This is a genomic window from Colwellia sp. MEBiC06753, assembly GCF_053470325.1.
The window spans coordinates 63,351-75,899 of the sequence record NZ_JBQMTM010000002.1 but is presented as its reverse complement, the minus strand read 5'-3'; the positions used below and the strand labels follow the sequence as shown (position 1 = coordinate 75,899).

Annotated in this window: 13 protein-coding genes; 8 read left to right on the top strand and 5 right to left on the bottom strand. The window is 40.1% G+C overall.

Annotation, left to right across the window (positions count from 1 at the left end; all coding sequences use genetic code 11):
• Nucleotides 1–41 precede the first annotated feature (41 nt).
• A complete protein-coding gene (locus ACOB82_RS02210; RefSeq protein WP_448211307.1) occupies nt 42–1,025 on the bottom strand; it encodes an NAD-dependent epimerase/dehydratase family protein in 984 nt (327 codons plus the stop codon).
• An 8-nt stretch (nt 1,026–1,033) separates the two neighbouring features.
• Nucleotides 1,034–2,098 carry a zinc-binding dehydrogenase gene (locus ACOB82_RS02205; protein ID WP_448211306.1) on the bottom strand — a complete coding sequence of 355 codons (1,065 nt, stop codon included), beginning with the start codon at nt 2,096–2,098 and terminating at the stop codon, nt 1,034–1,036.
• Between the two features lie 332 nt (nt 2,099–2,430).
• Between ACOB82_RS02205 and ACOB82_RS02200 the strand changes: the two genes are divergently transcribed.
• From ACOB82_RS02200 to ACOB82_RS02185, 4 genes are all read left to right on the top strand, one after another.
• Nucleotides 2,431–3,438, top strand: a complete 1,008-nt coding sequence (locus ACOB82_RS02200) for an AraC family transcriptional regulator ligand-binding domain-containing protein (protein ID WP_448211305.1) — start codon at nt 2,431–2,433, stop codon at nt 3,436–3,438.
• Between the two features lie 275 nt (nt 3,439–3,713).
• The gene (locus tag ACOB82_RS02195) at nt 3,714–4,952 is read left to right on the top strand and encodes a histidine kinase dimerization/phospho-acceptor domain-containing protein (RefSeq protein WP_448211304.1); all 1,239 of its coding nucleotides are present in this window, start codon (nt 3,714–3,716) and stop codon (nt 4,950–4,952) included.
• Entirely contained in the window at nt 4,949–5,266 is a 318-nt protein-coding gene (locus ACOB82_RS02190; RefSeq protein ID WP_448211303.1) for a sensor histidine kinase, read from the top strand. The genes ACOB82_RS02195 and ACOB82_RS02190 overlap by 4 nt, the downstream gene beginning before the upstream one ends.
• A 12-nt stretch (nt 5,267–5,278) precedes the next feature.
• Nucleotides 5,279–5,968, top strand: coding sequence for a response regulator (locus tag ACOB82_RS02185; RefSeq protein ID WP_448211302.1), 690 nt, complete (start codon nt 5,279–5,281; stop codon nt 5,966–5,968).
• Between the two features lie 180 nt (nt 5,969–6,148).
• Here ACOB82_RS02185 and ACOB82_RS02180 read toward each other — a convergent pair whose 3' ends face one another.
• Nucleotides 6,149–6,292, bottom strand: coding sequence for a hypothetical protein (locus ACOB82_RS02180; protein WP_448211301.1), 144 nt, complete (start codon nt 6,290–6,292; stop codon nt 6,149–6,151).
• A gap of 24 nt (nt 6,293–6,316) precedes the next feature.
• On the bottom strand, nt 6,317–6,616 hold the full coding sequence (locus ACOB82_RS02175; RefSeq protein ID WP_448211300.1) for a hypothetical protein: 300 nt from the start codon (nt 6,614–6,616) through the stop codon (nt 6,317–6,319).
• A 256-nt stretch (nt 6,617–6,872) separates the two neighbouring features.
• Here ACOB82_RS02175 and ACOB82_RS02170 point away from each other — a divergent pair, with 256 nt between their 5' ends.
• Complete coding sequence (locus ACOB82_RS02170; protein WP_448211299.1) at nt 6,873–7,754, top strand: dioxygenase family protein; 882 nt, start codon at nt 6,873–6,875, stop codon at nt 7,752–7,754.
• 386 nt (nt 7,755–8,140) lie between these two features.
• On the top strand, nt 8,141–9,952 hold the full coding sequence (locus ACOB82_RS02165) for a S8 family serine peptidase (protein ID WP_448211298.1): 1,812 nt from the start codon (nt 8,141–8,143) through the stop codon (nt 9,950–9,952).
• Between the two features lie 83 nt (nt 9,953–10,035).
• On the opposite strand, the gene ACOB82_RS02160 is transcribed toward ACOB82_RS02165, so the two are convergent.
• Nucleotides 10,036–10,734: a 2OG-Fe(II) oxygenase family protein gene (locus ACOB82_RS02160; protein WP_448211297.1), complete on the bottom strand. Its 699-nt coding sequence runs from the start codon at nt 10,732–10,734 to the stop codon at nt 10,036–10,038.
• A 202-nt stretch (nt 10,735–10,936) separates the two neighbouring features.
• On the opposite strand from ACOB82_RS02160, the gene ACOB82_RS02155 reads away from it, so the two are divergent.
• Nucleotides 10,937–11,191: a hypothetical protein gene (locus tag ACOB82_RS02155; protein WP_448211296.1), complete on the top strand. Its 255-nt coding sequence runs from the start codon at nt 10,937–10,939 to the stop codon at nt 11,189–11,191.
• 432 nt (nt 11,192–11,623) lie between these two features.
• Entirely contained in the window at nt 11,624–12,496 is an 873-nt protein-coding gene (locus ACOB82_RS02150; protein ID WP_448211484.1) for a LysR family transcriptional regulator, read from the top strand.
• Nucleotides 12,497–12,549 lie beyond the last annotated feature (53 nt).

Sequence of the window (12,549 nt, the reverse complement as noted above, 5' to 3'; positions counted from 1 at the left end):
TTCTCTTATAGTAATAAAGCATTTTGCTTATTTTTCGTTAACTATTTGTCGTTAAAATAGTTTTGTTTAATTTCTGCCATCGCCATATTTAGGCTGATATAAGGTGTATAACCCAGCTGTTGTTTCGCTTTATCATTGATAAAAACACTTTCAACACCGGTTAGGCGGTAAGCTAAATTCGTTACCAATGGCGCTTTTTGTTGATTAATCAGGTGACCAAACCATTCAAGTGTTGGTGCTAAGATTTTAGCTAACCAGTTAGGAATACTTTTAGCTCGCGGTAGGTTTAATGTTGTTGACAGTGCATCGAGATATTGTCGCCAAGTAACGCCAGCATCATCGGCAATCACAAAAATTTCGCCGCTTGGCAAGTCAACTTTGGCAGCGGCTAAAATGAGTGCCTGAACCACATGCTGCACGTGAACCAATCCTGCATCCCAATCGCCAGTACCCATTAATGCCGGCTGCTGTTGGCTTAACAGCTCAATATAACGATTAACCCAAACGCTTCCAACGCCATAAACATTGGCTGGTCGAATAATAGCTGCACTTAAGCCAGCATTGTTTACCGCGTCTAACGTTACTTGCTCTTGTTGCTGCTTTACCTGTTCATAATAAGATGCTGCACTGCCGCATGGTGTTGTTTCATCAAGATGGCCACGGCCTAAGGCGCTGCCAAACGCGGCAATACTTGTAGTGACCACCAAACGAGCAGAATGAATTAAACAAAGGGTTATCGCTTGTTTCGTGCCATTAACGGTAATATCAACATGATCTTTTTTGGCGCCCCAATCACTAACGATGGCCGCTAAGTGAAAACAAGTATCAAAGCCACCAATTTGATCGGAAAGTTCAACCAGGTTACGAACATCACCAGTGACAATATGAACTTTACCTAACCATTCCTCTGGTACAGATTCACCTGGCATCATCAATGCGGTCACTAAAACTTGTTCTGTTAATAATTCACGCACCAAATGACGACCGATAAAACCACCTGCGCCAGTAACAAACACCTTATTCATGTCCGCTCCTAAAACTGAGTATTTTCTAGCTCACCAGAGCGCCATGGCTCAATAATAACTTTGATATGATCATTCAGTTTAAGTAGCTGTTCAAAAGCCCCAGCAACACCATCAAAGCCTACTTTTCCTGTACACATTGACTGCCAATCAACTTTACCCTTGGCAATATTATCCAACGATTGGGCAAATTCTTCAGGTGTGTAGTAATAAGAAAAACGGATATCCATTTCTTTGACTGTTGCGTAGCCAAAATTAACTTGGGTATCTGCGGTATGAATGCCGGTGATCACTAACGTTGCATGAGCAGGCGCGCGTAAAATAAAGCTATTAATGAGCTGATGGACACCAACACATTCAAATATCACCACGCGTTTACCATTGGCTATTTGGCTAGCTAATGCCACTTCGTCATCAACACTTGGATCAACCAGATGCGTAGCGCCAAATTGCTTGGCAATAGCGCGTTTACTCGCTTGTGGATCGGAAGCGACAATATGCTTTACCCCTTGCAGCTTAAGCGCAGCAATTGCCGCTAAACCGATAGGACCACAACCGGCAACTAATGCAATATCGTCTTCAGTAATTTCCGCTCGATTAACCGCATGCAAGCCAACAGCCAGTGGCTCAGTAATGGCAGCAGCTTCTGATGAAACATTTTTAGGAATAGCAATGAGTAAGGCCTCATCGACAATAAAATATTCGGAATAAGCACCGTATAAACCTGGTGTCACACCAACACCCGCACCACCCATGGTCATTAACATAGGCACACAGGTCACGCGGCTACCAATGGCAATATCGCCTTTGGTTTGTTCACCGTATTCAACAACTTCAGCGGCAAATTCATGACCAAGCATTATGCTAGGAGTTTCACCGCCGATATCTGGCATCACACCAAGCTTTTTATAGATATCAAAGACTTCATCACCGTGGCGCGTAATATGTAAATCTGAGCCACATATGCCGCATGCAAGGCTTTTGACCAACACTTGGCCAGCAGCCGGTTTTGGCAAATCGATTTGATTTACTGTGATTTTGCCATTTGTCATACAAATAGCGTTCATTTGATTCATGTTGTTTTCTCCTATTAAAGCCTGCAACTAGCCCTCAAGCTAAAAGCATGCTTTTTAAAAGGTGCTCCCCCACGCTTGGCTTAGCCAAACGCTCTGATGCGATTTTTATTATTATTATTTTGGTAATCTGACGAGCTTTGCTTATGTTATTAATTAACGTGATTTATTGTTATCAAAGTCTCTTTTATAGTTTTAGCACTATTAAATAGATAGCGGCTTGACACTTTACGACACCAACATGACAATATAAGACAATGATGGAAATCAGTTGACTGGTTTTCTGCATTCTCATTTATCAGAGTAAAGCGCTCGTCAACAACATTAGAGGCAAAATGCAATACTATTTAAGGGCTGGTGCTTTAGCAGGTTATATAGAGTTAGTAGAAGAGCTAGGTGGCGACCCTATCGCGTTATTAAATGCCGCCAATATTATTCCTGCACAACTTAACAATCCCGATAATATGATTTTGTACAGTCACTTCGGGGACTTATTAGAGCTCACTGCCGATCATTTTGATCTTCCAACCTTTGGCACGGCATTGAGTTTTAAGCAAAACATTACCACGGTAGGTTTGATTGGCGCCTATATGTGTCAACAGCCAACGATAGGTGATGCATTACAAGTCGCACAAAAATATACCTATATGCACGCGCAAGGCGCAATTTTTGACTTGCAACTTAGTGCTAATGGCAGTTGTGAAATTAGCTTGGAATTACTGGTCAATCGCTATCATAGCTACCCACAGTTAATACAATTAAGTGTCGGCTTGTTTTATCGAATTATTGCCGATTTAGCCGGTGGTCATTGGAAACCAGATAAGCTTTGTTTTAGGCAAAGTGCACCTAATAATCAACAAAAAAATGACTTTAGTCGCTATACAGTAAAAACCTTATTTGACCAAGCAACGGATGGTTTGCACTTTTCGTCGAATGTACTTAATCGCAAACCAGCTATGCCGCAAAACTTAGTTAAAGATATTGTGGCAAAACAGTTTAATCAGCAGCCACTATCGCCAGAAATCGATAATACCGCCATTGTTTGTCATGCGATTAATATGCTGTTACCCACAGGGGATTGCAGCAAAGAAAACGTTGCCTTAAGTTTAGGGGTTCATCCGAAAAAGCTTGAACGTATGTTAACTGGCCACCACACCAGCTATCGCGCTTTACTTGAAGAAACCCGTAAAGACATTGCCACTCGCATGCTACAGTTGAATGATATGTCGATGACCGCATTAGCGCTTAACTTAGGCTACTCGGAATTTTCAGCTTTTAGCCGAAGTTTCAAAACTTGGTTTGGTATGCCGCCTAGCCAATATAGAAGCGAACAACAACACTAATCACGAATAACAAGGTTAATTGCGCGTTCACTGTTGGGCTAAGTAATTTTTTTGGCTAAGTAATTTTGTTTGGCTAAGTAATTTTGAAAATATGGATTATTTATGTTTTTTAAACAAAATCCCCTGCGCTGCATTGTTTCAATATACTGCCCGCGTTATTTTAACAACTGCGTTTACCCATCTTTGATTGTTCAATTCCTTGTAATTGCCTAGAAGGTAATACTTACAAGACGATACTATCAAGATGACCTAGACAAAAGTTGTGACCTAACCGAATGACCATAAAACTGCGCCTTTTCCATAAACTGTTCTTAGCTAACCTCTCTGTACTCATATTGCTATTTATTGCGCTAATGACGATGAATTACATCAATCATAGCGCCGTTTCAGAGTACATAAATCAAGCAACACAAAAAGAAGAACAGGCGGTAGTTATTAGCCTGTCGCACCATTTGGCGCAATATTATGATCGAAGCCATAGTTGGCAAATGCTAGTTAATGATAAGCAGTTTTGGCAGCAATATATTGAAGGCATTATTACCGATGAATTACTAGCAATGGCACCGCCAAAACCCGCTATGCCAGATCATTTACCGCCTCCCCACTTCGATAAGTTTTTTGACGATAAAAAGCCGCCTGAAAATGCTCAACCTGTTTTTCAGCCAGATCAATTACCCCCGCAAAATTTCGAGCAGCCACCCGTTAGTGACCATAAATTTAGGTTACCTGTTGAGATAAAAGCGGCGAATATCGCTAGTCGAATCTCCTTATTGTCGGTTGATAATCAACCGTTAATCAAGTCTCAAACAACGCTTGCGCAGCCAATGCAATTTAGCGTTCCAATCACACAAAATAATCAGGTTATCGGCCAACTCAACTTAGTTAAAGCAGATAACTCATCGTTAGCGATCGACCAAATATTACCTAGCTCTCAGTTTCACAACATATTTTGGCTAACGCTATGCGGCATTTTATTGGCTGCTATGGTGAGTTTTTTTGTGACTAAGCATTTGGCGGCACCAATTAATCAACTAATGGCAGGAAGTGTGGCACTAGCACAGCGACAGTTTCGCCAGAAAATATTAATCAACTCGAATGATGAATTAGCTGAGCTTGCACAGCAGTTTAATAATATTGGCAAACAACTGGCTAACTATGAGCAACAACAAAAGCAGTGGCTACAAGATATTGCCCATGAATTACGCACCCCACTCACCATAATGCGCAGTGATGTTGAAGCTATGGTTGATGGCGTTATGCCGGCAAATGAAGAAAATCTGGCGTTACTCAAGTCAGATATTTTAAGGTTAAATCGTTTAATTAATGATTTACATGAGCTCTCTGTTACCGATCAACTGCAACTGAATAACCAAACCGAAACGATCAATATCGCTGAACTGCTCGAACAACAAGTTAAGAGGTTCCAACCAGCTTTTAATCAGCAAAACAAACAATTAATGGGGGATTTTCAAGCATTATCGATAGGGGTGATATCAATCGACTCGCGCAAGTGATCACTAATTTACTGGAAAATTGTTTAAGATATACCGAGGCAGATGGAACTATTTGGCTGTCCTGCTATCCATTAGATAATTATGGTTACATTAGTATTGAAGACTCTGGCCCTGGCGTTAATGTAACTGCCTTAGATAAGCTGTTTGAGCGTTTATATCGAGAAGATAGCTCTCGCAACAGTCAAACAGGCGGATCAGGGTTAGGGTTGGCTATTTGCAAAAATATAGTTAACGCTCACGGCGGCGACATTAATGCAACCAACAACCAACACGGTGGCTTGACCATAACAATCAGACTGCCCAAAGTAATATAAGCAGGCGTTCTTTTGAAAAAATTTCATGTGCTTTTAGTTGAAGATGAACCGCGCATAGCTTCAACACTGGCTAAATATTTAGCGTTAGAGTCATACCAGTATACGGTGTTATCTTCTGGTGAAAATGTCATTGATACTGTGCGTAATCAACAAATTGATATTTGTATTCTCGACATTATGTTACCCGAAAAAGATGGTATCAGTTTATGTAAAGAAATAAGATCTTTTAGCAATATTCCGATTATCTTTTTAACCGCAAAAGTAGAAGAAATTGATCGGTTAATAGGTTTTGATGCTGGTGCCGATGATTATGTTTGCAAACCTTTTAGCCCGAAAGAACTTATGGCGCGTATTGGCGTTTGGTTAAACCGCAAACAAGTTGCCGCTAAACACAACAAGCAATTAACTTTCAATGGCTTAGTCTTGGATATTGAGCTTTTCCAAGTCACAGTAGAGCAACAACCAATAAAGCTTACGGTTAACGAATTTAATATTCTACAACGCTTACTTGAACATCCTGAAAAAGTGTTTAGTCGCAAAGAATTACTGTTAGCAGCTAAGCAGCGCGACATAGAAATTTATGAACGAACCATAGACTCGCATATTAAAAACCTAAGAAAAAAACTCTCCTCTATCAGCGGCAATGGCTATATCAATGCGATTTATGGTGTCGGCTACACATTAAAAGCCGTCGCACAATAACAGCTCTTTTTTGCACACCTAATAAAGTTCAGGTTAATTAGTGGTAATAAAAAAGCTAAGCTTGGTTAGCGCTTAGCTTTAAATAATGATCAATATTTAATGGCCAATGTTTAATGGCCAACGAATTAGCCGCTTATTTTATGCTGGTGAATATACTGCACCAGCACGACTACCAACTCGTTAAGCGCTAACATCAATCGATAATGAGCTCAGTAACGAACTCATTAAACTTTGCTGTTCATCAGTTAGTTGCGCTATTTGGCTATATAACTGACTTTGTGCATTTTCTTCCTGTGGCGGTGGACCACCAGCAGGTCTTTCCATTTTATCTTTCATCTCTGAAAAGTGTTAGTGCTTTTCATTGAAATAAGATTCTAAATCAATACCCTCTTGCTCTGCGTAAGCTTGCAGCGACTCTGGCGCATTAGCGGCAAGAGTTGCCGCATCAAAATTGCCGGACATTTCCATTTCCATCGCACTGCGCATAAATTCCCTGACTTCTTCGTCATCTTGAGCAGTATTTAAAAAGCCCGATAGTGCATCATCCTCAGGCAACATAGGCGGCTCACCTTGTGGCATAGGCGGACGAGCACCAACATTATTTACCTGTGAAAATTGCACATTTGAATAGCCTTGTGATATTTCCATTATTTTTCTCCTATATGTAAAACCATTATTGGCCCCCTATTTCAAGCAAGCCAAATTCCATAAGCAGTGGAGAAAATATGTTGTTTTCACGCTAAATGTGAAGAAATTGTGAGGAACCTTATGCCAATCAATCTAACCTTATAAAATAGTAAAAACGCAAACTTACTCCATAATTTACACACAATCTTTTGCTAGCTTATGTCGACAGTAAACCGTCTCCTCGATTTAAAAGTTCATCACATAGGTAAATACGCAAATGAAAGTAAACCGCAGAAAATTTATTCAGCAAACCACCGCCTTAGCCTTAACTATGCCAGTGCTTGGCTTAATAGGTTGCGGCGACAGCTCGACAAATTCGTCAAATTCGTCAAATGAAGAAGATAACCAAGTTGATAATGGCAATAACAATTCAGGCGACAGTGGTAACAACACTGGCGGAACAGAAGGAATTACACCTGAAAACTGGCTATCAGGCGGTACTCAAGGCATGTACCAAAACTTTCCAGATACTAGCTTATTCGATACAGCCAGTACTTGTGCCATAGCCTTAACACCAAACTTCACCGAAGGACCTTGCTATTTTGCCGTCGATGTTATTGATGATATTTCTGCCGAACAAGTAGGTTTGCCTTGCCAACTTTGCTTGCAAGTTGTCGATCAAAATTGCGTACCGCAAAGTGGTTTAGAAGTGGAAGTATGGCATTGCGATGTCCGCGGTATTTATTCAGGCGATACCAGCAGTAGCGCCGATGCTGATCGTTTTGCGGGAAGTTTTTGTACCGCCAATGATACTGCCTCATTAAAGTCCACATGGTTTAGAGGAACAGCGGTAACAGACAGTGATGGCCGAGTAAACTTTAAAACCTGTTTCCCGGGTTGGTACTCTTCACGCACCATTCACATTCACTTTAGAGTAAAAAATAATAATAATGATCAAGTCATTTCCCAGTTTGCCTTTACTGAGTCATTGACCACAGACATCTGCACTTTACACCCTGAATACGCTGATCGTGGAATACAAGATACGCCTATCGCAAACGACACCGTGTTTCGCGGTGAAAGTGATGAATTTATTATGGATGTTAAGCAAAACGAGGAAGGCTCTTTATTGCTTTATAAAACTATTATGATCAATTAAGCCATTGCTATAAATACAACTCACCATATGAAAGTGGCTGTTTATTATAGCCACTTGCTACTTTTTTCACCGCTGAAAGTAAACCAACTTCGCCTTCCCTAACGCCTATATCATTCCTCATCGAATGCATATATCAGCTTTAAAATATCCATTTTTAATCTACTGCATTGATAAGTAATAACATTTCTAAATTTTAGTGCTCTAAAATAATTCCTACACAAAAAATAAGTAACATTTTATTAACAAACCTTTGGACTTTTGAACAATACTTGCACTATGCTGAGTGTTACAACAACATCAGATTGTTGACTAAACTTATAAATACGATGCTCTAAAACAAAGCAGTTTTTGTTTTAGTAAAGAGCACAACAGCAGAGAGTAGTAACATGAAAAAATTATCTATTGTCGCGTTTTCAGTACTAAGCGCACTATCCACCCAAGCCCTTGCCGAACGAGTTATTCTCCAAGTAGATAACGACCATAAAGGTTTAGTAAAAGCCTTAGTCAAAAAAGCTGGTGGCGAAGTAAATGTCGATGCTAATGGCTTTGTAGCTGCTTCATTTGACGGTAAAGACTTAAGCTCAATTAAAGGCCTACTAAACAATCCGCACGTTAAACTCGTTGAGCAAGATCACAAACGTAAATTACTCGGGTTATATAACGACGATAGCGGTAATCCAGAATTAGGCCAAATCACGCCTTATGCCGTTTACCAATCTCAAGCTGATCAAGTAACGTTTGATGCAAGTGCAGGCATGAAAGTCTGTGTGATTGATTCCGGTTTAGATCGTTCAAATGTTGACTTTGAATGGAATAAAATCACTGGCGATAATGACAGTGGCACAGGTAACTGGGATCAGCATGGTGGCCCACACGGAACTCATGTTGCAGGTACCATTGGCGCTGCAGACAACAACGTTGGTGTAGTTGGTATGGCACCGGGCGTTGATATGCATATTATCAAAGTATTTAACGCCGAAGGCTGGGGCTATTCTTCTGATTTAGCTCAAGCGGCTAACTTATGTGCTGATGCTGGCGCTAACATTATCAGCATGAGTTTAGGTGGTGGCGGCGCTAACGCTACTGAAGAAAACGCCTTTAAAAACTTCGTAGCAAACGGCGGTTTAGTAGTGGCTGCTGCTGGTAATGACGGTAACGATGTGCGCTCATATCCTGCTGGCTATTCGTCTGTGGTGATGGTTGGTGCAAATGACAACAACAATGCAATTGCTGACTTTTCTCAATACCCTAGCTGTCTAAGTGGCCGTGGTAAAAAAGCTAAAACCGATGAAACGATCTGTGTAGAGGTTACTGCTGGTGGTGTTGATACGCTATCAACATACCCTGCTGATTTAGCAACAGCATCTTCATTAACCGCAGACGGCCAATTTTTTGCCTCTGCCGCAATGGAAAACTCAGGAAGCGCGCAAGCTGATACTTATTTTATGGGTACTGCCGAAGCTATTGACGGTAATGCAGCAGGTAAAATCTGTGTGATTGACCGCGGTAATATTTCATTCCACGATAAAGTGAAAAATTGTGAAGATTCAAATGGTATCGGCGCCGTCATCATTAATAACGAAGCAGGTATGCTATACGGCACTTTAGGTGATACTAACCTTACCTCTATTCCTGCTGTTGGCGCAGCATTTGAAGACCGTGCAGCTTTGATTAGTGCAACAAATATTATTGTAGATATTTCAACCTCTGATTATGGCTTTATGAGCGGTACGTCTATGGCAACACCTGCCGTATCAGGCGTTGCAGCATTAGTATGGTCTAATTTCCCTTCATGTACAGGCGAAGAAATTCGTAATGCATTGAAACAATCTGCAGAAGATGCAGGTGCTTCAGGTCATGACGTTAACTTCGGTTATGGTATTGTAAAAGCGAAAGCGGCAGCAGATTATCTATCAGCTAACGGCTGTGCTGGTGATAATAGTGGCGAACCTGGTGGCGATTTCACATTAACCGCTTCAGGTTATAAGTCTCGTGGCGCACAAGTTGTTGATCTAAATTGGTCAGGCAGTTCAGCAACTAATGTTGATATTTACCGTAACAACGCGCTGATTGATACGGTATCAAACAGCGGTAGTTACACCGACAACTTAAATGTTAAAGGCGGTGGGTCTTATAACTATCAAGTGTGTGAAGCAAGTACAGCTACTTGTACAACCACAGTTAATGTAACGTTCTAACCTTGAAGCTAAGCATATTATTAATATGCTTATAGTAAAAAGCCGAAGCATTTGCTTCGGCTTTTTGTTTTATATAATTTTAACTATCGATAAAGTTGTTGAGCAGGCAAATACATCACCCAAGATGCCAACACATACTTATCATCGGAAGTAGGCGTCAATCCCCTGTGAGTATGTGTAAAACAACATGGCGATAATACCAATGATCCCTGGCTTGGTTTAATTCGCGCTTGTTGATACAAGAATTCAGTTTCGCCACCTTCATCAACATCATTTAAATACACCAACCACAGTAAAGTTCGATGTAAACTTTTTTGTTGAGGATCTTTAGGGTGTGGAAAATGCTCAGAATGCCAATGACTAAAATTACCTGTGTTTTTGCTATATTTTTGTAAATTGATTTTGTCAAAACAAAACACACCTTTTATCACTTCTGACAACATGGCATCTGGCATTGCGGCTATATCTTCAACTTTAAGTTCACGCGCTTGCCCTGTTTTAGCATCTAGTATACTTGGTGTCACAGCACCAATTAATATATGTGGAAACGCTCGGATATATTGAGCTAGTGCAGTATATAAAGTAGAAACAATAACCTGATTTTCCGCTTGCCAATGCGCCAATTCAGAAATATGTAAATCAATGCTATTTTTCTTTGAAAGATCTACGCCAGATCCGACTCGCCCGGGCACAGTATTTTTATCTTGCTCAAAATTTTCTATGAGTTTTTCACAAAATGATGCACTAAATGCCTGCTTAAATTCCGCAATAAAATGTTGCATTCTAAAATTCTAATTTTACCTAATTCGGTCATATGTTAACCTTTTGTAAATAACATTGTCACCCAAACATTGATGTCAGCAAGGTTAGCAGCTTTAACAATCACTTATGATAATTAGCCAAAGATGATGGAAGAAAAATAGCTTATTAGGCTGATTAGCGCTAAACTAAAGGACAGTATCCTAGCAGTTAAGGAGGAATTGAATGGAATCAGTTCAGGAAAATATTATGACGACAGAACGCAGACAGTTTACCCCTAGTAAATTAGCCTTAATGTCACGTTTATCTACGTCACAAAAATTTGCAGTAAATAGTCTTACTCGTTATGGCTATCAGATTGCTTTTACTCGAAATACCGATCAAGGATCTCTTGCTATTTTGATGTGTGATAACAATATTGCCACTGTAGACGACCAAGGCGATATTAATACCGACCCAAGTATTATTATTCGCACTTAAGAGTTAATCTGCAACTTAGTTATTCTAATATGTCGACCTTGAGCTAGCCTTAAGCGTCGGCATATTTTTATGACATCACTATGACAATTCAGCGCTTAGATAAATGAATTAAATTAATTCGTCAGGTGATTTCTTCTCGTTTGTCATCATTTTGTAGTGCAACTACACTAAATTTGTTTTCGAAATCTCCCCCGATTTCTAAACTATTAGACACTTACTTTTTTATTTGTCAGGGCACTCATTAGAGTGCCCTTTTTTTTGCCTTCATGCACCAACAAGGTGCGCATGCCAATTGGCAGAGCACCCTCTTTAGTTCAGCAAATAACAATAAAGACATAACCTATTGAAACTATTAAATTATTTGAGTTGGTCTATCATTTGCAATAATTAGGACTGAATTTTTCAAATGCAACGTTATTTATTTTCATGACTATTCAAACGCCAATTCGTGGCTTACGCTCATTTTGTATTGCAGCTAAATGTTTAAGTTTTAAACACGCAGCTTCACAGCTATTTCTGACTCCCTCAGCGGTAAGCCATCAAATAAAACAATTAGAAGACCAATTAGGCACACCTCTTTTTAAACGCCAAACCCGCGCCATAGAATTAACGAGTGCCGGTAAGCAATTTTATAATTCGGTTTACCCTATCATTACCAGCTTAGAGCAGACCATTGCCGACTTTACTAACAGTCAACAAAATAAAACGATCACGATCAGCTTACCCGAGTTTTTTGCTAGCGAATTATTTGTCCCTAAATTAAGTGAGTGGGCAGAGCTCAACCCAGACATTAATTTACAATTGGAAACCGTAAAATCAGCCAGCCAAGCACCAGCAAAAGCAGACCTATCTATTGTCTTGGCCAATGGCAAACCTAATGGCAGCGTTGTTCATGAGTTATTTCCAGTACGCTATGTACCTGCTTGTAATAAAAAGCTTTATAAGAAGTGGGCGTCGCATGGATTGGAAGCACTCAGTTCAGTGCCACTAATATTGCATCAGGCGCGTCCTTGGTCATGGCATCAATGGGCAGATCGCAATGATGTAGTCAATTTTGATCCTAAACAAATTATTCAATTTGACAGTATGTTTGGTGTAGCTCGTGCCGCACAACAAGGAATGGGCATTGCACTAGTGCCAATGCCAATCAGTAAGGCCTGGTTTAGTGAGCAATTGCTTGTGAAGTTATTTGAACAAGAGCTAGTGACAAACGACAAATACTTCCTATTGCAACATGAGCCAATTGAGTCAGCGCCTGAGCTAACCACTTTTGCTAACTGGGTAATAGAGAATTTCACTCATTAGTTTTAACACAGGTATTGATTGTAAGATTCTAAAATTCATACCTTTTAAATACG

Excerpts from the sequence above, each read along its gene's own strand:
- ACOB82_RS02210 (WP_448211307.1), bottom strand. The coding sequence starts at position 1,025 with ATGAATAAGGTGTTTGTTACTGGCGCAGGTGGTTTTATCGGTCGTCAT.
- ACOB82_RS02205 (WP_448211306.1), bottom strand. The coding sequence starts at position 2,098 with ATGAATCAAATGAACGCTATTTGTATGACAAATGGCAAAATCACAGTA.
- ACOB82_RS02200 (WP_448211305.1), top strand. The coding sequence starts at position 2,431 with ATGCAATACTATTTAAGGGCTGGTGCTTTAGCAGGTTATATAGAGTTA.
- ACOB82_RS02195 (WP_448211304.1), top strand. The coding sequence starts at position 3,714 with ATGACCATAAAACTGCGCCTTTTCCATAAACTGTTCTTAGCTAACCTC.
- ACOB82_RS02180 (WP_448211301.1), bottom strand. The coding sequence starts at position 6,292 with ATGGAAAGACCTGCTGGTGGTCCACCGCCACAGGAAGAAAATGCACAA.
- ACOB82_RS02175 (WP_448211300.1), bottom strand. The coding sequence starts at position 6,616 with ATGGAAATATCACAAGGCTATTCAAATGTGCAATTTTCACAGGTAAAT.
- ACOB82_RS02170 (WP_448211299.1), top strand. The coding sequence starts at position 6,873 with ATGAAAGTAAACCGCAGAAAATTTATTCAGCAAACCACCGCCTTAGCC.
- ACOB82_RS02165 (WP_448211298.1), top strand. The coding sequence starts at position 8,141 with ATGAAAAAATTATCTATTGTCGCGTTTTCAGTACTAAGCGCACTATCC.
- ACOB82_RS02160 (WP_448211297.1), bottom strand. The coding sequence starts at position 10,734 with ATGCAACATTTTATTGCGGAATTTAAGCAGGCATTTAGTGCATCATTT.
- ACOB82_RS02155 (WP_448211296.1), top strand. The coding sequence starts at position 10,937 with ATGGAATCAGTTCAGGAAAATATTATGACGACAGAACGCAGACAGTTT.